Origin of the sequence: Enterococcus sp. DIV2371, assembly GCF_050498525.1 — a bacterium.
Taxonomy (GTDB): Bacteria; Bacillota; Bacilli; order Lactobacillales; family Enterococcaceae; genus Enterococcus_B; species Enterococcus_B mangumiae.
The window spans coordinates 1,522,217-1,545,022 of the sequence record NZ_JBIPAJ010000001.1; the positions used below are offsets into that span (position 1 = coordinate 1,522,217).

Below are 22,806 nucleotides of genomic sequence, written 5' to 3' on the forward strand. Positions count from 1 at the left end.
ATTATTCCTTTTTCATTGCTTGGATTTTCTCTTCTTCTGGTGTTACAATGATCGTTTTTTGGTTTTCGTAAATCACATACCCAGGTTTTGCGCCATTCGGTTTACGGATATGTTTGACTTGCACTAGATCCACAGGTACTTGGGCTGAATGACGATATTTCGAATAGTAAGCAGCCAATTCAGCAGCTTCTGTGATGGTTTCATCAGAAGGTTGGTCACTTTTGATAATCACGTGAGAGCCTGGGATGTTTTGCGCATGAAGCCAGTGATCGGTTTTTCTAGCAGTCTTCATCGTCAATTGATCATTTTGTAGATTGTTTTTACCGACTAAGATCTCAGTGCCGTCAGAAGAAATGTAGCGGTCAGGTTGCGACGGTTTTGCTTTTTTTTGCTTTTTACTTGTTTTCTTTTTCAGATAGCCTTCTGCTAACAGTTCTTCTTTGATCACTTCAATATCCATTGGTCCCGCAATCTCCAATTGTGAAAGAACCGATTCAAGGTAGTCGATTTCACTTTTTGCTTCTTCGATTTGCTTGCCGATCAATTTGACCGCATTTTTAAGCTTTTGGTAACGATGAAAGTATTTTTGAGCATTTTGATTCGGTGTCAATGCCGGATCAAGGGCAATACGGACAGGCTGGTTTTCTTCATAGTAGTTCGCCAAGGTCACTTCGGTCGCACCACGGGGTACTTGGGTCATGAATGTCGTCAATAACTCCCCATTTCGGCGAAACTCTTCCGCATTTTCAGAGTCAAGCAATGTCTGTTCGCGTTTTTTCAACTTATTGCGATTGCGTTTCAATTCATTTTCGATTTTACGGATCAATTCGCCCCCTTGTTGTTTGGCACGATCTTTTTCCGCTTTCTCTTGATAAAACGCATCTAGCAATGCACTTAAAGTAGGGTATTCCTGCATAGAAGCAGCTTGTTTTGCAAACGATTGATAGGCAAACGGTGTGAAGTATTCTTTTGTACCTAATTCATAGTGTGTAGGTAGCGGTTGGTCAACAGCCGCAAAGAATTCTTCCCAGACAGCCATTTTTTCATTTGGGCGCTGGTTGATCCGTTCGCTCAATTCCAATGCTGTGTCGTGACCCAGTCCTTGGAATACTTGCTGTAAGGCTTTAGCATTTGGCTCGACTTTTGATAGACGTTCAAAAACTTGCTCTTTTGTTGCTTGAAAAGGATTAAGCACAGCTTGTTCAGGCGGCGCCACGTATTCGACTCCAGGAAGTAAGGAACGGTACGTATTTTGTGAGCTGCCGATGTGTTTGATCGCATCTAAGATCTTTTGGGATTGTTGATTCACTAAGACGATGGTGCTATGGCGACCCATCAACTCAACGATCAAGACGATATTTTGTAAATCACCTAATTCATCTCTTTTTGAGAAATGAAAGTGGATCACACGGTCATTTTTGATTTGTTCGATACTTTCCAAAATCGCACCATCAAGATGTTTACGTAACATCATCACAAAGTTTGGCGGATTTTCTGGATTTTGATAATCGATTTCTGTGATCTGGACACGGGCATAGCTCGGATGAGCAGATAACAACAATCGGTGGTTCTTTCCACGAGAACGAATCACCAAAATGATTTCATTTTCATAAGGCTGGTGGATCTTTGAGATTCGACCAGATAATAGTGTTTCGCGCAATTCATGGATCATTGCATGGGTAAATACACCATCAAAGGACATGATTCATTCCTCTTTTCTATTCATAAGTACACTTATTATAACGAAAAAAGAAAGGAAAGACCAATGGACCAGATGATTTCTTTCGTTAAATAGAGAAAAAATGCAGGAATTCCATGAAAAACTAGTGTTTTATTTCGTTCTTTCGATTGATTTTAGGTATAATTAGATAAAGGACACGTGGGGGAATAGAGGATGCAGCGATTGATCGTAGAGATAAAGGATAAAATCATCAGAAGTTACACTAATTTATCAGAGGATTTTGAGCAACATCCTCAAAAATATTTCAGACGGATCGGACTTCTTTTAGTGTGTTCCTTACTTTTGACGGCTGCGATGTTCTTTTTGCCGAGTAAAATCAAAGAAGCGCAAGTGGATACGTTGATCTATTCTTCGATTGATTCTGAAAAGCTTCAGCCTTTACCATTTTCATCTGCGCATCAGGAGATCACTGACAGTCGGGCAGTCTCTGTGATGTTCAGTCTGCCAAAAGGAGAGCTTTACCAACAAGTGATCGATATCTTCGAAGACCCACAACAAAGCAGTGAATTGAATCGAACGATCTTTTTTTATCCGTTGGTTTATGACACGCCAGAATTAGAACAACAATACGGGATCAACAAAGATGAAATCACTATCGTTTTCTTTGAAAGAGGAGAAGAAAGGAATCGTTTAGTCCTTTCTGATGAAAACAAAGAAGACCTGGAAAGAACATTGATTCCTGCACTGAATCGTTTACCATTGATCAATATCAAGCAACTGGAAAAAGAGTTAGCAAATGAGGAAGAAACGGCACAATCCACAGATCGTACCACGTTGAGTACGACAGAGTAAGTAATAAGTTGAGCTTAGTGAAAAATAACAAAAAAGAAAATAATAAAAAAATCAGTTGACGGATAAATAAAATTCGATTAGACTTAGGATAACACTTGAAGGAAAGGATGGTCCAAGATGAACTTATCAAAACAATTTTTATCAGAAAATAAAAATAATTGGCGTAACTGGCGTAGATAAGTTGTATCAAGGGCGAACTTTTTCGTAGATACAACTTTTTAGAGTACAACAATGTACGATTCTAAAGTTTGTATCTATGCTGGACATGAATTTGACGACCGCATAGAGACATCTATGCGGTTTTTTGTTGGTAAAAGACAATGACCGTACAAGCGGTGATTGTCTTTTTTTGTTCATTCGCTCGAAGTTACAAAACAGCCGATTTATTTTTAAAAATTACATAATAAAAAAGGGGAAATAAAAATGAAAAATAAACGCTTGATTGCAGTGATCGCACTTATACTTATATACTTGACCGGAACGTTCGTTTATGAAAAAATCAATGATCAACCAGCAGTTGAAGGAAATCGCACAACTGATAAAAAAGTAGTGGGGGTTTTACAGTTTGTTAGCCACCCTGCGTTAGATGAGATCTACCGAGGTATCAAAGATGGCTTAAAAGAGTCAGGCTTGGAAGAAGGACGAAATTTAGAAATCCAATTCCAAAATGGTCAAGCCGACCAAAGTAAACTGGCAACGATGAGTCAGCAGTTGGTACAAGGAAATCCTGATGCGCTCGTAGGAATTGCAACACCAGCCGCACAAGCATTAGCAAACACGACCAAAGATATTCCAATCGCCTTAGGTGCGGTGACTGATCCTGTCGGTGCAGGATTAGTCCAAAGATTAGAAGCACCGGGTGGAAACATCACAGGAGTCTCTGACCAACCACCTGTTGAAGCACAGATCCAATTAGCCACAGAGCTATTACCGGAGGCAAAAACAATCGGAATTTTATATGCTTCTTCAGAAGATAATTCTCGCTATCAAGTCAGCCAAGCAGAAGAAGCTGCGAAAGCAAAAGGACTGACACCAGTAAAATATGCTGTTCCTTCTACGAATGAGATCGCCCAGACTGTCCAAGTGATGAGCCAGTCGGTGGATGTTATCTATGTACCTTTAGATAATACGATTGCCAATGCAATGCAAACCGTCATCAAAGAAGCAAATAAAGCAAATATCCCTGTAATTCCTTCAGTGGACACAATGGTCGAACAAGGAGGATTAGCGACGATCGGAATCAATCAATACGATCTAGGTGTTCAAACAGGTAAAATGGCAGCGGCTTTAGCAAATGGAAAAGAACCAGCAACAACACCTGTGTACGTGTTCGATAAAGGCGATATCATCGTCAATGAAAAACAAGCAGAATTATTAGGGATCACGATCCCTGAATCAATCAAAAAAGACGCAAAAGTACTGACAGAGATCAAGGAGGAAGAACAATGATCGTATCCGCAATTTCTCAAGGCATGTTATGGGCCATCTTAGGTTTAGGAATTTTTATGACTTACCGGATCTTAGATTTTCCGGATATGACAACAGAAGGCTCGTTTCCTCTCGGTGGTGCTGTCTGCGTGACAGCAATCACGCATGGTGTTAGTCCCATACTTGCGACGATTTTAGGCGTATTAGCAGGAATGGCCGCAGGACTTGTGACTGGCTTGCTGTATACAAAAGGGAAAATCCCAGTCATCTTAGCCGGCATCCTAGTGATGTCAGGATTGAATTCAGTGATCTTGTTCGTGATGCGCACACCGAATCTTTCGTTGTTGAATCATCCCGTTTTACAGGATGTATTTCACGGACTTCATTTACCGAATTACTTTGATACTGTGTTATTAGGACTCTTATCTCTTGGACTATTGATCAGCGTGTTGATTTTCTTCTTTAATACAGATCTAGGGCAAGGTTATATCGCAACAGGGGATAACGAAACAATGGCCCGTTCGTTAGGGATCAAGACCGATCGTATGAAGATCTTAGGCTTGACGTTATCCAATGGCGTGATTGCATTATCAGGCGCATTGATCGCCCAAAACGATGGCTATGCAGATGTCAATAAAGGGATCGGCGTGATCGTGATCGGTTTAGCTTCGATCATCATCGGTGAAGTGATTTTCCAAGAATTGACATTGATCGAGCGATTATTAGCGATCGTTGTCGGAAGTATCATTTATCAATTATTGATTTTAGCTGTCATCAAATTAGGCTTTGACACAACCTACTTGAAATTATTCTCAGCGATCATCTTAGCGGCTTGCTTGATGATCCCTCAAGTAAAACAAGCATTGAAATTAAAAACAGGATTTGAAAAGGAGGTCTAATGATGACAGCAATCTTAACGATCAAAAATGGTAGAAAAGTAGTCAATAATGGGATGCACGAAGAAAAAGTATTATTGGATGAGATCCAATTGACCATCAATGAAGGGGATTTTATCACTGTACTTGGCGGAAATGGCGCAGGTAAAAGTACCTTGTTCAATACGATTGCGGGCACACTGCAATTAAGTCAAGGTGGCGTGTACTTCAAAGATCAACCAATCACTAAGCTGTCAGAAGAAGCACGAGCTTTATTTCTATCACGGGTGTTCCAAGATCCGAAAATGGGAACTGCTCCACGGATGACAGTGGCAGAAAATCTATTGTTAGCACAAAAGCGCGGCGAAAAACGAACACTTCGTTTACGCCAATTAAAAAATCAAAAAGAAGTTTTTTATAAACTTTGTCAAGAAGTAGGAAATGGCTTGGAACAACATTTAGACACCCCTGCTGGCGAATTATCTGGCGGGCAGCGACAAGCATTAAGCTTACTGATGGCAACGATCAAAGCACCAGAATTGCTTTTACTTGATGAGCATACGGCGGCACTCGATCCAAAAACAGCTAAGCTATTAATGGAACTGACAAACCAACGGATCACTGAGCAAAAGTTAACCTGTTTGATGATCACACACCGGATGGAAGATGCGTTAAAATACGGGAATCGATTGATCGTCTTACAAAAAGGACGGATCGTCAAAGACTTAGCAAAAGAAGAAAAACAAGCATTATCAATGAATGATCTCCTACACTTCTTTGAAGAAGTGATCGATTAGTTATTTTGCGGATGCATCTGTGTTTGACAAGTTTGTTTCCTTCACTTTATACTTGTGGGTAGCAGGTATAATAACAATCAAAATTTGTAAAGTCAAGATTTAATAAAAAATGATTGATGCCGCTTGTTCTTTCGTAGTTTCTACGAATGGACGCGGCATTTTTAGCGTATTGTAGGAGGATTTTCATGATTTCAGGAAAAACAAGAATAGCAGGGATTTTTGCATCTCCCGTGTCCCATAGCTTATCGCCATTGATGCACAATACAGCCTTTCAAGCTCGTTCGATCGATGCCATTTACTTGGCATTCACAGTCGATCAAACGAATCTCAAGCAGGCAGTCGAAAGCATTCGCACATTCAACATGTTAGGCGTCAATCTTTCAATGCCTAATAAAATAGCGGTCATTCCTTATTTAGACGAGTTAAGTCAAGAAGCGCAGTTGATTGGCGCGGTCAATACGATCGTGCATCGAGACAACCGTTTGATAGGTTACAACACCGATGGTATGGGGTTTATGCGTTCTGTCAATGAAGCAGGAATAGCGATAAAAGATAAAAAAGTGACTATGTTAGGTGCTGGTGGTGCAGCAAAAGCAATCGTTGTTCAAGCAGCGTTAGATCAAGCAAAAGAAATCGTCATCTATAAACGAAAGAACGCAACTTTTGCGAGTGTCGCTTCGACTTTCCAAAAAATTGCCGAACAAACAGGTTGCCACATCACCATCAAGGATTATGCAGACACTGAACAGTTGAAAAAAAATCTAGAAGACACGGATCTTTTGATCAATGGTACCGACATGGGCATGGGGGAGAAAAAAGAAATGGTACCGATCGATCCTCAGTTGCTCCATCCCAAAATCGCAGTGTTTGATTTGATTTATTCTCCAAGAGAAACACGCTTTTTAAAAGAAGCCAAAGCACAGGGATGTTTGACCAGAAATGGCTTAGGCATGTTACTATATCAAGGCGCAATCGCTTTTGAACTATGGACAGGCCAAACAATGCCAATTGAAAAGATCCAACCTTTACTCGATTCAAAAGAATGATAAGCGTATACTCAGAGGATTCGTTAGCTTTTAGTTAAATTTACGTTAACCTTACTGTTTTTTATAACGAAGTATCGTATGATTTTACTGAGTTGAACAAAGGGAGGAACTACAATGAGTCGGATGGATCGTTATAAGAACATCCATAAAAAAGCAAAACCAATCAATGAAAAATCATCGCCGTTATCTTGGCGACGCACCAATAAGAAACAGGAAGATCTTGGAGAGGAACCAAACGCTTCGTATGAAGGTTCTTACGAAGAAAGAACCAGTGACCCTCGAAGACCAACACCTTACGAAGAACACGTTCATTCAGGGCAACAACCACAGAAAAAAGGGTTCTTTAAAAAGAAACCATCCAATAAGCCACGTAAAAAACGTTCTTGGTGGAAGATCATCTTAGGGATCTTATTGATTTTATTTGTCTTTTCGCTGATTTCATTTTTCGTTGGGAAGTTTGTAGCCGAAAATGATCAGTCACTTGAACCAGCGACTTCAGAAACATTCAATGGTGCCCAATCAACAAGTGGCGCGCATAACATCCTGATTTTAGGTAGCGATACAAGGGGCGAAGACGCAGGGCGAGCAGATACGATCATGGTCCTACAATTAGATGGGCCAGCCCGCAAACCAAAATTGATTTCATTCATGCGTGATAGCTTCGTGACGATTCCAGGTGTTGGAGACAATAAAATCAATGCGGCGTATGCCTACGGTGGCGCTGAGTTGGTTCGCCAGACTTTATTAGAAAACTTTGGGTTGAACTGTCAATACTATATGAAAGTCGATTTCAAATCATTTGAAAAAGTGATCGATGCGATGTTCATGAATGGTGTGTCGATCGACGCTGAAAAAGACTTGAATCTAGATGGTGTCGATATCGCCAAAGGTAAACAACGGATGGACGGTCACGTGCTGTTGCAATATGCACGTTTCCGTATGGATGAAGAAGGGGACTTCGGTCGTGTCAGAAGACAGCAACAAGTGATGGATGCGATTTTTGGTCAACTGAAAAATCCATTGAACTTAATCCGTGCACCGTATGCCGCTGGAAAAGCAATCGGCTATACTTCCACAGATGTGCCGATGACTTTTTTAGTCAAAAATAGTTTTTCTATCTTACGTGGTGCTGGTGGAATCGATCGTTTAAGTGTTCCAGCAGATAATACTTGGAGTTATGGACAGAGTGATTACGCGGGTAGTATCCTCGTCTTAGATAAACAAATGAACCGTGAAAAGATTGAACAATTTTTAAGTGAATGATCGTTTATGTTTTTTAAAGGCTTTTCTAGAAGCATTTACTTCTAGAAGAGTCTTTTTTGTGGTGTAAATTTATTTTGCTTGCTATAAGAATAGGTTTATAATTGACGTACTTAATTGAGTACGTTAAAATGTAGGTGATAAATGCAAAAAAGGAGGATTAAAATGTCTAATACTACTTTAAATCCGAGTGCTGCCCGTAAGAAATTTTATCAATTGTTAAAAGAAGTGAATGAAAATCATACAGAAATCGAGATTATTAGTGAGCGTAGTGAGAATAACGCGGTCTTGATTGGTTTAGAAGATTGGCGAGCAATCAAAGAAACGCTACTTTTAGAACAAACGGGTACACTTGATATCGTAAAGAAAAGAGAACAAGACGATACGGGATTTACAAATGTAGATGAGATTGATTGGGATGACCTTTGATGGGAAGTTATAAGGTAGTAGTTAAAAACTCAGCTAAAGCAGATTTAAAAAAGCTAAAGTGCTCTAATTTAAAAAATCAATTTCTTGCTATTATCGAAACATTAAAAACTGATCCTTATTGCCCTAAACAAGCATTTGAAAAGCTAAAGCCAACTAATGAAGTAAGGTATTCAAGAAGATTGAATCGCCAACATCGAGTGGTGTATAAAATAAATGATAAAGAAAAAATTGTTGAGATTTACTCTGCATGGACTCACTATGAATAATCGGTCACAAAGTGATAGCATGTCATCAAATATTTTTTTATGGCTTTTCTAGAAGTATTTACTTCTAGAAGAGTCTTTTTGTGTTTCCTTTTTACTAGTTTCAAACGCATGCTTATTTCCTTAAAAACGTACTTATCCCTAAGGTTCCAAAAGTACACTGATTACTGTCAATCGGTGCTTTTTTTATTATACATACTTCATAGATCGATGCCGATTTCAACAGTTCCGTCTTGTCCCCTAACAAAATCAACTTATCATTCACAATGATTTCATCAATTATTTAACGCTTTTTTTATGCGCTTATTTTTACCTTTATTTCTTAAAAAATAAATGTTTGTTTCATAGGTATGAGGTAATAAAAAAACAACATGGTTTAAACGAAAGAACTTGTCGATTTATTTATCATGCTATAATATAAATTTACAATGATATTTCCACTATTTTGATTTATATAAAATAACGACCTTGAATTATTTTTCAGATTGTCGGGTTGATTTTTTTGAGGTTCGAAAGATCAATATGAATTTTAAGTATAAGTCTGGTAATTTAGGGATAATATGAATCTTTTTAAAAAGTATATGAATAATAGTTAAGTACATACAACATTTCTAGAGGAGGTAAAGATGAAATTTTTAGAAAAGGAAACAGATCGATTTGTTCTGACTATGGTTGAAAAAAATATCTGGATGAAAGAGCTCGTACTTACTTACGGCTTCTTCCATGAAGAAAATTACAAAGGGGAAGAAAGTCACAAAGAAGCAGGACTTGCCTTTGTGACAGCAATCAATCAAAAGAGAGGACATACGAAAATTGAGTATACGGATAGAGTACATTTCCCTGTCAATCTGAGGAAAACTTATTCCATCAATCACACACTGATGCAAGGGTTTTTAGTAGAAGAGAATGTTTTCTTTTCCACAGCCTATGATTCGGATAAGAAATATACTTCCGATTATGCCACTGCTTTCTTTAAATTATCTTCGTCTTATAAAGGAGAAAAGAAAGATTTTATTCAATTGAACAATCGTATCTTTGAGAATAGAGCCAAACTGATTATTTATCAATGGAACAATACTTGGTCAGATTATTTTTCTTACATAAAGAAGATGAGCGGAGCTGCTTACTTATGGACAGTTTACGATGAAGAAAGTAAGAAGTTCACAGTTTTAGGAACTTGAGAAAGAAGGAGGTCAATCATGAGATTATTGAGAAAAGAAACATTCGAGTTTAAACAAAATGCCCACAAGAGAAACATTCCAGTGCAGGGTCTTTTGATAGATTATGTTTTTTTTGAGGAGACCGAGTATAAAGGGCGCTCTAGTCATCGAAAAGTAGCACTTGAGTTTATTAAAGTGATGAATGAAAAAAGGAATGTTCCGGGAATTTACTATACTGAATTACTTTATTTTGATTGTTTACCTAGATATGGCAATCAACTCCAGTATAGATATGCAGTGAATCCAGCCTTAATGTATGGAAAACTCTCAACGATCGAGGACTTAATATCAATAGACAACAAAAGTGCAGGTGGTTATCAATCTATGTATACCTTTCTTTTTCTTCATCCTCCGTACAGTTATGGTGGTAAAAAAAACCACTTTATACAACTTAATGATTGGTTGTTTCCTAACAAAAAAACGCTAACGGTGTATGCATGGAATAGCGAATGGTCAAATTACTTTTCTTTTGGAAGAGAATTATATGATGGATTTTTATGGACGATTTATGACAAAGCGCAACATAAATTTACAGTGATCGGAATTTCAATAGCTGATTGAATGACACAATTGATCAAGTATAATAATATGCAACTGAAAGTCATGTGATGACTCTCAGTTGCATATGTAAATAAGTGAAGAAAAAGCATTTTTTCAAATTCGGGTTCATCACTAAGGATTCAAAAATACACTGATTACTGTAAATCGTTTTCTTTTTTCATCGTAAATACTCCATAAATATGCACCGTAACAATCACGCGCACGACTAAAGCGATTAGAAAAGGATGTATCCCACGCGTAGATTTTTAAATGCTCTCTTTCAGGAAAGAATCGTTGATTAAGCACTAAAAATTGTTCTTTACTCACTGTAGTTGTTTGAGTTTCATGGAAAAAGGCTTTTTCATAGATTCCTCTATTTTTAAATAAGATTTCAGGATTGATTTTTTCTGCTTTCATCATTTCTTTATTGACATAAATCGGGTTTGTTTTCCAACCTAAGTAATCAGGGTCTCTTTTGATATAGATGAGCGGATTAGCTTTTATTGAACAGAAATACTCGTTGAATTGTTCTATACTTACAGGGTTCCCAGTTTTTACATTGAGGTCTGATGCCCAGTGGTTACATTGTGCGATTCGATGTAAAAACTCTAGATATCCTAATATAGCTTGCTGGTGACTGTGAATTCCTTGATAATAAGGTTCATTAAAGAAGCTATAATTAACATAATTTGGTATATTTTCTCCATTCCTATCCCGGCATGCTAGTGTTTCTTTTTCTAATAGTTCCATCTATTTACCTCCTTTTACTAAGGTTCCAAAAGTATACTGATAACTGTAAAACGGTGCCTTTTTTCATCATAAATACTCCATAGATAGGCACCGAAACAATCACGTGCACGATTATAATAATTGGAGAAGGATGTATTCCACTCGTAAACTTTTAGTTGGGTTCTTTCAGGAAAGAATCGTTGATTGAGAGCTAAAAATTGTTCTTTAGTCACTCTGATTGTTTGAGTTTCATGGAAAAAGGCTTTTTCATAGATTCCTCTATTTTTAAATAGATTATCAGGAGTGACTTCTTCGGCCTTCATCATTTTTTTATTGACATAAATTGGGTATGTTTCCCAACTTAAGTAGTCGGGATCTCGTTTGATATAGATAAGTGGGTCAGCTTTAATTGAACAGAAATACTCGTTGAATTGTTCTATACTTGCAGGGTTCCCAGTTTTTCCTCTGAGGACTGATGCCCAGCGGTTACATTGTACGATTCGATTTAGAAATTCTAGATATCCTAATACGGCTTGTTGGTGACTGCGGATTCCTTGGTAATTTTTTTCATAAAAAAAACAATAATTAATGTGATTTGGAATACTTTTTTTATCAATTTTCCAACAAGCTAGTGTTTCCTTTTCCAATAGTTCCATTTTGTCCTCCTCACAAAAATCCACTTATTATTCAGATTGAATTTATTAACAATTATACATTTTTTATGAGCTTATTTTTTTACATTTATTTCTTAAAAAATAAATATTTGTATTGTTCGAATGATCATAACAAATTGAAAAATCTTATTGTTTAATTTAACATTTAATAATATAAACTTATAATTGAATTTTTTGTATTATGATATATTTTAAATAACAATTTACAATTGCTGATTTATAATTACTGCTTAATTTTAGAAGAGGTTCGGGGAATGAGAATGAAACTACCTCAGAGAGAAAATTTTTGGCTACATTAGAAAAATAATTTTTAGTTTTACATTTTGAATAGCAATTATTAAGAGTAATTACAAATTATGCAACATTTTAATTTATATAAGACATTTGAGAGGTTTAGAAAAATCTCTATTTGAGTTTCGAATCAATCGTGAAAACAGAAGAATATTCTGAGACGTACGATAATAAATATGCGATTATAATACTAAGAAAATGGCAATAGTAAAACTCTAAAGATGTAATCCATGGAGTTATGGGCAAAAGAGATGTTAGCATTAAGAAAAGAAGTGATATATTTTTTTATTTACGTCTTGCTAGCAACTATAGACTCCTTGGTAATTATTTTCACTAAAGAAGCAATAATACAAAGTAATAGCAAATTTAACTGATGTAGTGAAATCTTGAATAGCTTGGGAACAGGTATAGTTAATATTATTAACACATAGAAAACGATGATAATAGGACAAAGTGTTTCAATACATAATAATATTTAAATCAAGAAATAGAATCAATTTCATATAAAAAGCAGAGATGAGAAATATAGAGATAGCGGTATTTACTGATTTTTTTAGAGTAGACAATTGAAAAAATAATAAGTGATATATAAATGATTGTTTTATTTATAGAATATATTACTTATGGGTAACTATGACTGGGAGGTAAGAGAATGAAATTATTGGAGAAAGAAAGCTTGCAACTACAATGGAGGGAGGTTATCGTCCCTTATTATGTAGATTATGCATTTATTGAAGAGAAAACTTACAAAGGGAAAAAAAGCCATCAGGAGGCGGTTCTAGAGTTTTTAAATTTTACCAATCGCATTTGGAAGTGCGATATTTGGGCATTAAAACATCATAATAATAGACATGAAGTTATCACTGTTAACATGTTGGAACAGCAATTCTTTTCTAGCGTAGATGAGACAATCATTTATTCAGATCAAAGTTCACTTATAAATAATGGATATCCAACGCTTGTGAATAAAAAAGTGATGGAATCAATTGAAATAAGTCCAAAACAATTCTTTATGGACGGAGGAGTTTACGAACAGGCTTTTTTTGATAATTCTCAAGAAACAGAATTATCAAAACTTGACTTTGAAGCACTAAATCAATTGTTCTTTCCGATGAAAGATAAGTTGATCATCTATTCGTGGAATACAGATTTTACCAACTACTATAATTTTGCGCGTGAAGGACATGGTGCATATTTGTGGAGCATCTATGATAGCGAAAGAAATAAATTTACAGTGATAAGTATAGCTCTGGTAATTCAGGGTTAGGGAAGGATAATTTTTGGTTACATCTATTGTTTAAGCATGTGAAAAATAGCTATTAAGTACATACACTATTTTTAGAGGAGGAAAAGACATGGAATTATTGGTAAAAGAAACATTAGCATTAGGGGAAAAATGGGATATACTTTTTCCGCATTACGTTGGTTATACGTTCTTTAAGGAAAGCGATTACCAAGGGAAGGTCACCCATAAAGAGGCAATTTTGGCTTACTTAAATTATACAAGTCGCTTAATAAGAACAAATCTTTGGTCATCAAAAAAACGCAAAGAAGCTGGAAAATCTATTACCCGTGAAATGTATGTAGCGAAATTTCGTGAACTAAATTCTGATTCAATTATATACACAGCAATTGATCCTACTACGCTAAACTTAGATGGCTACCCCATTGAAGTCAATGAAGAGATGATGGAAGGCATTGAACTAACTGCGGAGGAATTTTTTATGGATGGCGGGGTATATGAGGAAGCTTTTTTTGATGAATTTCATGGTACAAAGTTATCTAAGACAGACTTTAATCTGGTAAATGAACGTTTCTTTCCTTTAAAAGACAAATTAATCATCTATTCATGGAATTCAGAGTTTACAAATTACTTCAACTATCCTAGAGCATGCATCGGTGCCTATTTATGGAGTATTTACGATACGAATACAAAGAGATTTACAGTCATTGATATTTATTTAGGATATGAATAAATTTTAGAACTTAAAAATTATTTCAATTATGCGCGTGTGGGCTGGGGCGCCTATCTTTGGAGTGTTTATGATCCTAGAATCCAAATCTTTACGATCATCGAAATTTATTTAGCAGAACCGGCGTAATATAAGGTACCATAAGATAATATAGGTTCATATTTACAGATTATTGAATTAAAAATTTTAAATAATTGGCGTTAATCTACAAAAAATGACTATGTAGATTAGTTTTTTATAAATAGAACCCGCTATTAGCGGGTTCATTTCTATCATTCTTTTTAGATCTGGATAGGCAGTGAGAATATAATACTTTCTTTTTTTTCGTATCACATTACGGGTACGTTGGATTATTACGCGAGAGTAGGTAATATTACTTACAGGTAAATATTCATTTTTTCCTTCTACTATTCTCCAAAGCCCCCAGCCATTGGGAACTATTCCAGAAATATAGGCATGAGACTGATAAATGACACGATCATTTGATGTTTGTAAATGACATTCTCCTAAAGGAAGCCTGATTTTTCCGTCTAAGTAATTTTGATTCGCAGTAAAAATAGCGATGTTAATATATACCAACGCTTGAATGGGATCATTAAAAGTCGATGTATAATTTAATTTGGGCGATAGATCTAAACGATTTTTTAATTCTCCATTATTTTTCCCTATATGCTTAGCAATCGTATGCCCTTTCCCTCCGTCTGCAAAATGTTCATCATAATATAAGTCAATAGGAGTGTACCACTCAATTTCTTCAACATCGACATCTACTAATTCTTTAATCTTTGTATAAATTTTCTCTAAACTTTCTGAGAGCCAACTAGCTCCCATTGCACCTAGTACTAAAATTTCTTTTGTCTTGTCATCTATAATATTTCCAGTCTCTTCATCCAACACACCACGTTTCCCATCAATAGTGATCGAATCATCATAAGGTATTGCCCCTTCACTATAAGAAAACTCAATTGCACCAACTAAATGCGCTGGAACAGCTTGCTGCGTTTGAGCATAGATAAAGTTTCCGGCGTGATTCAATACGACAGCCGCACCGTATAATGTAGCGATCATTCCTGATGGATCAAAGTCTAATCCGTTGTTGTTTGGAGCGAGGGCTTCGCTTAAGCTTTGGCTGATTTGGCTCGTTCGTTCATAGTACGCGACAGCCATTTCTTTGGCGGTCTCGATGGCTAAGGCTTTAGAAGGTTCATTGACGACCCCAAATTCAAATGGAGTGGTTGCTTGAACATAGTCGAGCAATTGTTCTTTTGTTGTGATTTCCGTCAAGAGTGTAGAAATGCTCGTATCAAGCTTGACTTGATAGTTAAAAGGTTCTGGGAAATCATAGCCGTAGTATGAAGAACCGGTGATGTTCAAGATGGCATCATCTGCTCCTCGAACGGATTCCCCATACTGGATGCTTTCTAAAACAAAGAACTCATTCTTGGAGAAAGAATCGGCTAGTGACGTGTTGCGTCCGACTACTGCTGCTTGCTCTCGTAAAGCCCACGGAATGGTGTAATTGATATAGCGACGATGAAGTTCGACACGGTCACTAACATTGAAAGAAAAGATTCCGTGGTCGCTCTCGCCAGTCAAGTACTCACGCATCAACGCATTGCTTGTTACATCTTGTGCGTAGCGGCTTTGTAAGGCTGCGGAGAAATTGTAGGTATTTGTTGTAGAATCGATTCCAGACATTGCAAAAGCGTTCAGTTCATTTTGAGTGGCGGCACTGCTACCGATCGATTCAAATAAGCCGCTGTTTGTTTTCGCTAAATCAGCTGTTGCAACTCCTAAAGAGGCACCGAGCTGATAAAACCCGACACCTAGGCCAATGCCTAGTAATGCAGGAGCAAGGACAGCAGCGGCTGTGGTCGAGAGTAAACCGGCGCTAAGTGTACTGCCTGATAAACCAGAAGCAAAAGCAGACATGCTCATGCCATTAAAGACATTTAAGGCGACTGCTGCATTTTGTGGTTCTGCGGACGAAGGAATCGGTGAGGTGGTATCGATCGGAACGACGGTTTCGTCAGGTTGGGTGATTTCGCTAGCGATTGATTCTTGGGCGTGGACATCAAGTGGTAAAGTGGCAAAAGGTGCAAGCAACAGGCCAACAAGTAATAGGTGATAAAATTTTTTCATTTTTTTCTCCTTTTTATCAAATGGCTTGAGTGACTACCAACAGTTCAATTGCTAAAAACCTCCTTATTTGTGTCGTAGATTACTTAATTATATTTTCCAAAATATAACAAAAAACTGCAAGTTTATTTAAAATATTAATTATAAAAAAACTCATTTTTTTATATAGTTATTTTCTTTTAAAACACTAATTATATGTTAAGTTATGCTGTTCTTTTATCAGTGTTTTTATTCTTATATAAAAATAACGTGATAATAATAATAAAAAGATGGATGTTCTTCTTTGGGTGATTATAGTTATTTTTTTGTTACGCTTTTTTTCATTTAGCAAAAACATCTTCAATTTTTTCGCTATTCTTTTTGAAAACCATTTGGTAAACTGTTAAAGAATTCTTATTTTATCAAGAGGAGGATGGATAACATGAAAACAGTGATACTCGCTGAAAAGCCTTCTCAAGCAAAAGCATATGCGGAAACATTCAAAAAAAGGAAAAAGCATGAGGGCTATTTTGAAATCAGTGATCCATTATTTTCAGGGGAAGTAACGATTACGTATGGATTTGGTCATTTAGTTGAAATGGTTCCTCCTGGAGAGTATGAAGAACGTTGGGCTAAGTGGTCACTGCCTAACTTACCGATATTTCCAGACCAGTTCAAATACACGGTCCCTCCAGAGAAACGGACGCAATTTGCGATCGTTAAACGGCAATTACAAGCGGCGGATACGATTGTTATCGCAACGGATAGTGACCGTGAAGGTGAAGCGATTGCTTGGTCGATCATCCAGCAAGCCAACGCATTTACAAAGCAAAAGCAGTACTTACGTTTATGGATCAATTCATTGGAAAAAGAAGCTATTTATCAAGGGTTCAAGCAACTAAAACCGGCGGAGCAGTTTTATCCAAAATATAAAGAAGCGCAAGCGCGTCAACATGCGGATTGGCTGATCGGGATGAATGGCAGTCCGCTATATAGTTTACTTTTGCAACAAAAGGGGATCTCTGGCAGTTTTTCATTAGGTCGTGTCCAAACGCCAACGCTTTATATGATCTATCAGTTACAAGAAGAAATCAGGAAGTTCAAAAAAGAGCCTTATTTCGAAGGGGAAGCACAGATCAAAAGTCAACATGGGCAGTTTGTCGGTAAAATCGAGCCGAAACAAACTTTTAAGACTGCGAACGAATTAGTTGCTGCGATTGAAGATAAAGGCGCTCATTTAGGTACCCAGCAAGGAACGATCTTACAAGTAACGAAAAAAGAAAAGCAACAGAGTAGTCCAAGGTTGTTTTCTTTATCTAGTTTACAATCGAAAATGAACCAGGTGATGAAAGTCAGTGCGAAAGCCACGCTTGATGCCGTCCAAGGGTTGTATGAAAGTAAGTTTTTGAGTTATCCTCGGACAGATTCTTTTTATATTACAGAAAGTGAACACCAGTATCTTGTTCAAAATCTTGATCGGTATAAAGCGTTTCTAGGAATCCAAGAGGTAGCAACGCCAGAAACATTTCCTAAAAAAAGATATGTCGATGCCAAAAAAGTCCAAGAGCATCATGCGATCATTCCAACGAAAACGCTACCGACGAAGGAACGTTTTGCGAAGCTTTCTCGGCTGGAGCAAGCAATCTATTTACAAGTGATGCGTACGACTTTAGCAATGTTTGCTGAAAACTATCGCTACGAAGAAACGGTGATACTTACAGGGGTGCAACGATTACGTTTGAAGAGTGTCGGGAAACGTCCGATTGCAGAAGGGTGGCAACAAATCTTGTCTGTCAAAAGCAAGAAAAAATCAGATGGTCAACTTTTGCCTAAAGTCAGTGAACAAGAAGTGGTTACGGTTGATCTAAGGAGTCTTGAGAAAGAAACTCAGCCGCCTAAGCCATACAATGAAGGAACGTTGATCACTGCGATGAAAACAGCAGGGAAGACCTTAGACGATGAAGAAGCGCAAGAGATCTTAAAAGAAGTCGAAGGAATCGGAACAGAAGCTACCCGAGCAAGTATTATTGAAAACTTGAAGCAACGACACTATATAGAAGTCAATAAAAACGATATCCAAGTGACTGCTAAAGGAATTACTTTGTGTAAAGCTGTCGCAGGGGAGTCCTTATTGACAAGTGCTGAAATGACTGCACGTTGGGAAAGCTATTTGAAGAAGATCGGTGAACGTCAGGGGACGCCAGAAGTCTTTTTAGAAAATATCAAAAAGTTTATACTCCATTTATTAGAAGTCGTACCAGAACAAGTGAAAAAAGTCGATTTATCGGAAGAACAAAGTGGCTTGATGCAAATCGAAGCGATGGAAAAGAAGAATGATCAAATAGGGCGCTGTCCGAAATGTAAAAAAGGGATCGTGATGTTATATCCAAAGATTGCGACATGTACGAATAAGGAATGCGATTTTAAATTATGGCCTACGATTGCCAAGAAAAAATTGACCAAAACGAATCTTAGAGAGCTACTATCAAAAGGGAAGACTAGTAAAGTGGTCAAAGGCTTCACTGGTAAAAAAGGGAAATTTGACGCTGTTCTAGTATTGAAAGAGGATTTAACGATCGGTTTTTCATTCCCTTGGATGGAGAAACAAGAATAATGATATATATTCCGAAAAGTCAATATACTTTAATTATAAATACCTAAGTTATGAAGAGGAGTACTTATACGTGAAAAAAATCAATTCACTTTTGAATTATGCAATGGGGTTATTGACGTTGGTTGCTTTATATCAAGTGGTGATCGCCTATCCGGAATATGGCACGAAGTTGTTAGCTATTACGAAACATCCTACTGGCTATTCACCGACTGTGATCTTAACCACGGTGACAGCAGCAGCTAAGAGTGGTACTTATTTGTTGCATACGACTAGCAACTTACTGAAAAGAAAGAAACAACGGAAACAGTTGTTTTTCGTCTTAGTAGCGGCGGGAGTTGTTTATTTCTTACCGTTGATCACTCAATTTGTTCAAAAGTTTATATAAATAGATTTAGAAAAAAAGGGCTCTTCGACAAGTAGTGTTGGTGAATTCAAATTGAAAGAATTTCATCGTGAATCAATCTAAGCAGAAAGAAGCTTAGATTGATTCTTTTTTGTATTGGATTGGTCTTGAAAAACTAATCCTTGAATCAAATAAATTCGGTCACGAAAATGGAGAAAGTTACGGTAACCATACGCAACGCGTTTGATTACCTTGATTTTATTGTTTGTCCCTTCTAACGCCCCGTTACTATAGGGTGTTTGAAAGGCATTCTCGATGCCTGTTCTATATTTATTGAAGAAAGTGAGCTTCTTACGAAACCACTCAGGAAGTTGTGTATCTAAGGTGTTCACTACTTCGAAAAAGTAGTTCGTATCCTTTTGTTTATAATGATAAAGAAGGAGTTGGCAGGTGTCATAAGCCAGCTTCAAGGTGGAATCATAGCTTAGTAGTTCATCAACAATTGCTTTTTCAGTCATTGGTCGCTTAAAGGAATAATCATAACGGTAATGAGAACTATTTAATAGATAAGAATCCTTTAGAAGCAACTTCCAGAAACGTTTGAATCGTTTGTACTTCAGGCGATCGTTTTTGCGAGAAGTGTTCATGATTTGTATCCGTAAATGGTTCAATGACCGGTGGATATGTTGGATAATATGAAACCGATCCGTGACAATTTGTGCATGGGGAAAAATACTTTTCGCTAATTCAAAATAAGGAGCGTTCATATCCATGACGATATATTGGACGTTTTCTCTTGCTTGACGGGTGTAGCGAGAGAAATAGGTACGTAAATAAGCAAGTTTACGACTTTCAAGAAGACCTAGAATCTGATTGGTTTGACCATCCATGAAGATAAAGCTCATTTTCCCAACGCAAGATTTCATCGCTTTAAATTCATCAAAGCAAAGAACAGAAGGCAAATAGTCAAAGCGGACTTTCACGTTCTTCACGGCTCCTTTCATGATTCGTAAAATCGTTACATCCGATACGAAGTACCGGATGGCAATGTCTTTTCTACTGGAGTTGATCGCTAATTCTGCCATGATTTTTCGTTTCAAGTCGACAGAAATCGAACAATTTCGATCGACTAAAGAAGTTTCAGCGGAGAAAGTTGCGCCACACTCTTTACATAGAAAGCGAGTTTTTTTAAGACTTAAGACAGTTTTGTTTGAACGAATCGGCAGTAAATGAATCGTGGTTTGGTGAGTACCATACTTAATTACTTGTCCTTCATTTTTAATCCCACATCTTGTACAACAAGAGGGAGTGTAATCTAAGCGACCATGAATCACATGGGAGGTAATCCCTCCTTCTTTCTTTTCAGAAAGCCAATCTGTAGGGAAAATGATATTTTCATCTGTTAAACCGAGTAATTTTTTAGTATGATAGTCCATGGAGATATCCTTTCTTGATGAGTTGGTTTTGGTCGACTTAATTCTATCAATTTGGATATCTCTTTTTCTATCTTTTTTTACAAAAAATAGTGTTAGCAGAAAACAAAATTGTTTTCCACCAACACTAGATATTATAGAACCAAAAAAAGACAGTGGTAAGAGAAAACATCTTATTCACTGTCTTTTTTCAAGTTTTTGATGTACCAGGCATCCATTGTTGAATGGTCAGAGCCAGGTAGTGGGGCAGACATCAAGTGAAAACCAAATTTCTCATATAGCTTGCAAGCGGGTGTTAAGGCGTGCATCGTTTCCAAATAGCACTCGCGATAATTTGGCTCTTTGTCAATAAGGACTGATGAGTGCAATCAAGTGAAATCCGGAAGAAGAAGTGAACACTTCTTCTCCGGATTTTCTTCGTTATTTGACGTGAATGACTTGATTCGTCAAAAAGATTCGGATGCGCATGTTCTCAAATGATTTAAAGCCATAAGACACTCGTTTGAGTGTTTTGATGTGGGTGTTTTTTGCTTCAATTTTCCCATTAGAGTAAGGATAAATCAAAGAATGACGAATCCCTTCTTCATAGCTCAGAAGATTTTGTAGTTTTAGCCGAAATTCTTTATCTAATGTTTCTGGTAACTGATGCAAGAGAGTGAAAAATGACTCGTGGTCTTTGTCACGAAAGGCATCCGCTAGTTCATGGAACGCTTGATAGGCGACTTTCAAGGCAGTTGAAGCACTTAATAAACGGTCAAGCACCATGGCTTCTGTCAGGTAAGGATACTTTGGGGCACGAAAGCTACGCCAAGTTTTATATTCTGTGTGGTTGATATTCTTCCGATTTTTGGTGAGTAAGCGCCAATGGCTTTTTAATTTCCTTGGCATTGTCCGATTGCCCGAAGCAATCAGGCGTTTCATTTCACGGACACGAAAATCTTGGAACGCTTGATTCATGTGTTTGACCACATGAAAACGATCAATGACCAGTTTGGCATGAGGAAATACTTTTTTTGTTAGTTGAAAATACGCCGCATTCATATCAGTAACTAAATAGTCGACGTCAGATGGATTCACACATGTCTGGAAATAAGTGGTCAACCGAGACAATTTTCGAGTGGGTAAGATATCAACTAATTGCCCGGTTTCCCCATCGGCACAAATAAAACTCATCTTATCTTCTGAGGATACATGGGAACGAAATTCATCGACCATCAATACTTTGGGCAGGTGGCGCTTGGCTTGTTTTGGTAAATAGGTTTTTAACGACTTCAAAATACGCGTCACCGTTGGAATAGACACCTGGCAATGCTTTGCGATAAAAGATAAGGAGACCTTTTCGGTGAGTAAAGCAATGATTTTCATTTTTACATGCTCGGCAATCGAATGATTTGGCCGAACAAAATAGCTTTGGGCTGTCCAATGGGTATGGCAGTTTCTACAGTGATAACGTTGTTTCTTCAGCCGCATGATTAGCGGTAAATGGTTGAATTGATCGAAACGAATGCAGGTCATTTTCTTGCCATTTTTGACAATGACCGTTTTCCCCTTCGAATCTCTCACGGCAGAGCCACAAGTCAAACAAGCAGAAGTAGGAGGAGCTAACACTGCGTCAATAACTAAAGTATTGGTTTGATGGAACGTTTCGTAAGAAACATCTTGGATGGTTAAATATTTATCTGTTAATCGGAGCATTTTTTTGATAGAATTTTCCATAGAGCATATCGTCCTCTCAGTTGTTTATTTTGTGGTGATTTAATCATACTAGAGAACGATATGTTTTTTAATACCCAAAAAGAAAAAGTGGACTGACGAATCAGAATTGATTCATCAGTCCACTTTATTATAGAGCCCGATAATTTTGCTTTGCATAAGATAATGCTTTTTCCATCATTTGATTCGCAATCCCTAAACCAACAGCTTCTGGTGCTAAGTATAATTTTTGTAATTCGCATATCTGCTTTTGCTCGTCGAAGGGCGCAATTCCAACTCCGCCAACCACTTGATCATCGATTTGAACGACCCAATAAGCTGCATGAGGTAACGATTGGTAATAGTCTGATAAATGACTTAATTGAGGATCGAAATACGCCGTGCCTTCAATTGCTAAACCGAGTGATTCGAGGGAATTTTGAATGATTTCTTTTATTGCTAAGTCATCTTGAGGGGTGATTTCTCTTATTCGCATAGAACGTGGCTCCTTTTCTTTAGTGTTTATTTATCGTAATCGATTTAAGTGT

Annotated in this window: 22 protein-coding genes; 14 read left to right on the forward strand and 8 right to left on the reverse strand. The window is 37.3% G+C overall.

The annotated features are described in order from the left end of the window. Position 1 precedes the first annotated feature (1 nt). Entirely contained in the window at positions 2-1,702 is a 1,701-nt protein-coding gene (gene efbA, locus IGL24_RS07100) for a fibronectin-binding protein EfbA (protein ID WP_207699653.1), read from the reverse strand. Positions 1,703-1,894: 192 nt separating this feature from the next. Between efbA and IGL24_RS07105 the strand changes: the two genes are divergently transcribed. From IGL24_RS07105 to IGL24_RS07150, 10 genes are all read left to right on the forward strand, one after another. Beyond that, on the forward strand, positions 1,895-2,533 hold the full coding sequence (locus tag IGL24_RS07105) for a hypothetical protein (RefSeq protein ID WP_207699654.1): 639 nt from the start codon (positions 1,895-1,897) through the stop codon (positions 2,531-2,533). Positions 2,534-2,956: 423 nt separating this feature from the next. After that, positions 2,957-3,982, forward strand: a complete 1,026-nt coding sequence (gene trpX, locus IGL24_RS07110; protein WP_207699655.1) for a tryptophan ABC transporter substrate-binding protein — start codon at positions 2,957-2,959, stop codon at positions 3,980-3,982. Next, positions 3,979-4,860: an ABC transporter permease gene (locus tag IGL24_RS07115; RefSeq protein ID WP_206857305.1), complete on the forward strand. Its 882-nt coding sequence runs from the start codon at positions 3,979-3,981 to the stop codon at positions 4,858-4,860. Before trpX ends, IGL24_RS07115 begins: the two co-directional genes overlap by 4 nt. 2 nt (positions 4,861-4,862) lie before the next feature. Then, a complete protein-coding gene (locus IGL24_RS07120) occupies positions 4,863-5,633 on the forward strand; it encodes an ABC transporter ATP-binding protein (protein WP_206857304.1) in 771 nt (256 codons plus the stop codon). Positions 5,634-5,818: 185 nt separating this feature from the next. Then, entirely contained in the window at positions 5,819-6,679 is an 861-nt protein-coding gene (locus tag IGL24_RS07125; protein ID WP_207699656.1) for a shikimate dehydrogenase, read from the forward strand. A 114-nt stretch (positions 6,680-6,793) separates the two neighbouring features. Then, positions 6,794-7,942, forward strand: a complete 1,149-nt coding sequence (locus tag IGL24_RS07130) for an LCP family protein (protein ID WP_206857300.1) — start codon at positions 6,794-6,796, stop codon at positions 7,940-7,942. 162 nt (positions 7,943-8,104) lie between these two features. After that, positions 8,105-8,368, forward strand: a complete 264-nt coding sequence (locus IGL24_RS07135) for a type II toxin-antitoxin system Phd/YefM family antitoxin (RefSeq protein ID WP_206857299.1) — start codon at positions 8,105-8,107, stop codon at positions 8,366-8,368. Beyond that, positions 8,368-8,634, forward strand: coding sequence for a Txe/YoeB family addiction module toxin (locus IGL24_RS07140; RefSeq protein ID WP_207699657.1), 267 nt, complete (start codon positions 8,368-8,370; stop codon positions 8,632-8,634). Before IGL24_RS07135 ends, IGL24_RS07140 begins: the two co-directional genes overlap by 1 nt. A 623-nt stretch (positions 8,635-9,257) precedes the next feature. Continuing rightward, positions 9,258-9,812 (forward strand): hypothetical protein, encoded by a 555-nt coding sequence (locus IGL24_RS07145; protein WP_207700481.1) that lies wholly within the window; start codon positions 9,258-9,260, stop codon positions 9,810-9,812. 18 nt (positions 9,813-9,830) lie between these two features. Next, positions 9,831-10,412 carry a hypothetical protein gene (locus IGL24_RS07150; protein WP_207700480.1) on the forward strand — a complete coding sequence of 194 codons (582 nt, stop codon included), beginning with the start codon at positions 9,831-9,833 and terminating at the stop codon, positions 10,410-10,412. A 111-nt stretch (positions 10,413-10,523) separates the two neighbouring features. Here IGL24_RS07150 and IGL24_RS07155 read toward each other — a convergent pair whose 3' ends face one another. Next, a complete protein-coding gene (locus tag IGL24_RS07155) occupies positions 10,524-11,141 on the reverse strand; it encodes a hypothetical protein (RefSeq protein ID WP_207700479.1) in 618 nt (205 codons plus the stop codon). Positions 11,142-11,158: 17 nt separating this feature from the next. Beyond that, positions 11,159-11,776 carry a hypothetical protein gene (locus IGL24_RS07160; RefSeq protein WP_429966306.1) on the reverse strand — a complete coding sequence of 206 codons (618 nt, stop codon included), beginning with the start codon at positions 11,774-11,776 and terminating at the stop codon, positions 11,159-11,161. Positions 11,777-12,737: 961 nt separating this feature from the next. Between IGL24_RS07160 and IGL24_RS07165 the strand changes: the two genes are divergently transcribed. Together IGL24_RS07165 and IGL24_RS07170 are read left to right on the forward strand one after the other, a co-directional pair. Next, entirely contained in the window at positions 12,738-13,352 is a 615-nt protein-coding gene (locus IGL24_RS07165; protein ID WP_207700431.1) for a hypothetical protein, read from the forward strand. Between the two features lie 88 nt (positions 13,353-13,440). Then, positions 13,441-14,061 (forward strand): hypothetical protein, encoded by a 621-nt coding sequence (locus tag IGL24_RS07170; protein WP_207700432.1) that lies wholly within the window; start codon positions 13,441-13,443, stop codon positions 14,059-14,061. Positions 14,062-14,244: 183 nt separating this feature from the next. On the opposite strand, the gene IGL24_RS07175 is transcribed toward IGL24_RS07170, so the two are convergent. Further along, positions 14,245-16,200 (reverse strand): RNase A-like domain-containing protein, encoded by a 1,956-nt coding sequence (locus IGL24_RS07175; protein ID WP_207700433.1) that lies wholly within the window; start codon positions 16,198-16,200, stop codon positions 14,245-14,247. A gap of 418 nt (positions 16,201-16,618) precedes the next feature. Between IGL24_RS07175 and IGL24_RS07180 the strand changes: the two genes are divergently transcribed. After that, positions 16,619-18,790: a type IA DNA topoisomerase gene (locus IGL24_RS07180; protein WP_207700294.1), complete on the forward strand. Its 2,172-nt coding sequence runs from the start codon at positions 16,619-16,621 to the stop codon at positions 18,788-18,790. Positions 18,791-18,860: 70 nt separating this feature from the next. Next, entirely contained in the window at positions 18,861-19,175 is a 315-nt protein-coding gene (locus IGL24_RS07185) for a hypothetical protein (protein ID WP_207700293.1), read from the forward strand. Positions 19,176-19,252: 77 nt separating this feature from the next. Here the strand turns inward: IGL24_RS07185 and IGL24_RS07190 are convergent, their stop codons facing one another. From IGL24_RS07190 to IGL24_RS07205, 4 genes are all read right to left on the reverse strand, one after another. After that, on the reverse strand, positions 19,253-20,569 hold the full coding sequence (locus IGL24_RS07190; protein ID WP_207699991.1) for an ISL3 family transposase: 1,317 nt from the start codon (positions 20,567-20,569) through the stop codon (positions 19,253-19,255). 170 nt (positions 20,570-20,739) lie between these two features. Beyond that, on the reverse strand, positions 20,740-20,874 hold the full coding sequence (locus IGL24_RS07195) for a hypothetical protein (protein WP_429968419.1): 135 nt from the start codon (positions 20,872-20,874) through the stop codon (positions 20,740-20,742). Between the two features lie 112 nt (positions 20,875-20,986). Next, positions 20,987-22,282, reverse strand: coding sequence for an ISL3 family transposase (locus IGL24_RS07200; RefSeq protein ID WP_207115953.1), 1,296 nt, complete (start codon positions 22,280-22,282; stop codon positions 20,987-20,989). 127 nt (positions 22,283-22,409) lie between these two features. Continuing rightward, positions 22,410-22,754, reverse strand: coding sequence for a GNAT family N-acetyltransferase (locus tag IGL24_RS07205; RefSeq protein ID WP_207700308.1), 345 nt, complete (start codon positions 22,752-22,754; stop codon positions 22,410-22,412). Positions 22,755-22,806 lie beyond the last annotated feature (52 nt).

Coding starts and splice junctions, on each gene's coding strand:
- efbA (WP_207699653.1), bottom strand. CDS start 1,702: ATGTCCTTTGATGGTGTATTTACCCATGCAATGATCCATGAATTGCGC.
- IGL24_RS07105 (WP_207699654.1), top strand. CDS start 1,895: ATGCAGCGATTGATCGTAGAGATAAAGGATAAAATCATCAGAAGTTAC.
- trpX (WP_207699655.1), top strand. CDS start 2,957: ATGAAAAATAAACGCTTGATTGCAGTGATCGCACTTATACTTATATAC.
- IGL24_RS07115 (WP_206857305.1), top strand. CDS start 3,979: ATGATCGTATCCGCAATTTCTCAAGGCATGTTATGGGCCATCTTAGGT.
- IGL24_RS07120 (WP_206857304.1), top strand. CDS start 4,863: ATGACAGCAATCTTAACGATCAAAAATGGTAGAAAAGTAGTCAATAAT.
- IGL24_RS07125 (WP_207699656.1), top strand. CDS start 5,819: ATGATTTCAGGAAAAACAAGAATAGCAGGGATTTTTGCATCTCCCGTG.
- IGL24_RS07130 (WP_206857300.1), top strand. CDS start 6,794: ATGAGTCGGATGGATCGTTATAAGAACATCCATAAAAAAGCAAAACCA.
- IGL24_RS07135 (WP_206857299.1), top strand. CDS start 8,105: ATGTCTAATACTACTTTAAATCCGAGTGCTGCCCGTAAGAAATTTTAT.
- IGL24_RS07140 (WP_207699657.1), top strand. CDS start 8,368: ATGGGAAGTTATAAGGTAGTAGTTAAAAACTCAGCTAAAGCAGATTTA.
- IGL24_RS07145 (WP_207700481.1), top strand. CDS start 9,258: ATGAAATTTTTAGAAAAGGAAACAGATCGATTTGTTCTGACTATGGTT.
- IGL24_RS07150 (WP_207700480.1), top strand. CDS start 9,831: ATGAGATTATTGAGAAAAGAAACATTCGAGTTTAAACAAAATGCCCAC.
- IGL24_RS07155 (WP_207700479.1), bottom strand. CDS start 11,141: ATGGAACTATTAGAAAAAGAAACACTAGCATGCCGGGATAGGAATGGA.
- IGL24_RS07160 (WP_429966306.1), bottom strand. CDS start 11,776: ATGGAACTATTGGAAAAGGAAACACTAGCTTGTTGGAAAATTGATAAA.
- IGL24_RS07165 (WP_207700431.1), top strand. CDS start 12,738: ATGAAATTATTGGAGAAAGAAAGCTTGCAACTACAATGGAGGGAGGTT.
- IGL24_RS07170 (WP_207700432.1), top strand. CDS start 13,441: ATGGAATTATTGGTAAAAGAAACATTAGCATTAGGGGAAAAATGGGAT.
- IGL24_RS07175 (WP_207700433.1), bottom strand. CDS start 16,200: ATGAAAAAATTTTATCACCTATTACTTGTTGGCCTGTTGCTTGCACCT.
- IGL24_RS07180 (WP_207700294.1), top strand. CDS start 16,619: ATGAAAACAGTGATACTCGCTGAAAAGCCTTCTCAAGCAAAAGCATAT.
- IGL24_RS07190 (WP_207699991.1), bottom strand. CDS start 20,569: ATGGACTATCATACTAAAAAATTACTCGGTTTAACAGATGAAAATATC.
- IGL24_RS07195 (WP_429968419.1), bottom strand. CDS start 20,874: ATGCACGCCTTAACACCCGCTTGCAAGCTATATGAGAAATTTGGTTTT.
- IGL24_RS07200 (WP_207115953.1), bottom strand. CDS start 22,282: ATGGAAAATTCTATCAAAAAAATGCTCCGATTAACAGATAAATATTTA.
- IGL24_RS07205 (WP_207700308.1), bottom strand. CDS start 22,754: ATGCGAATAAGAGAAATCACCCCTCAAGATGACTTAGCAATAAAAGAA.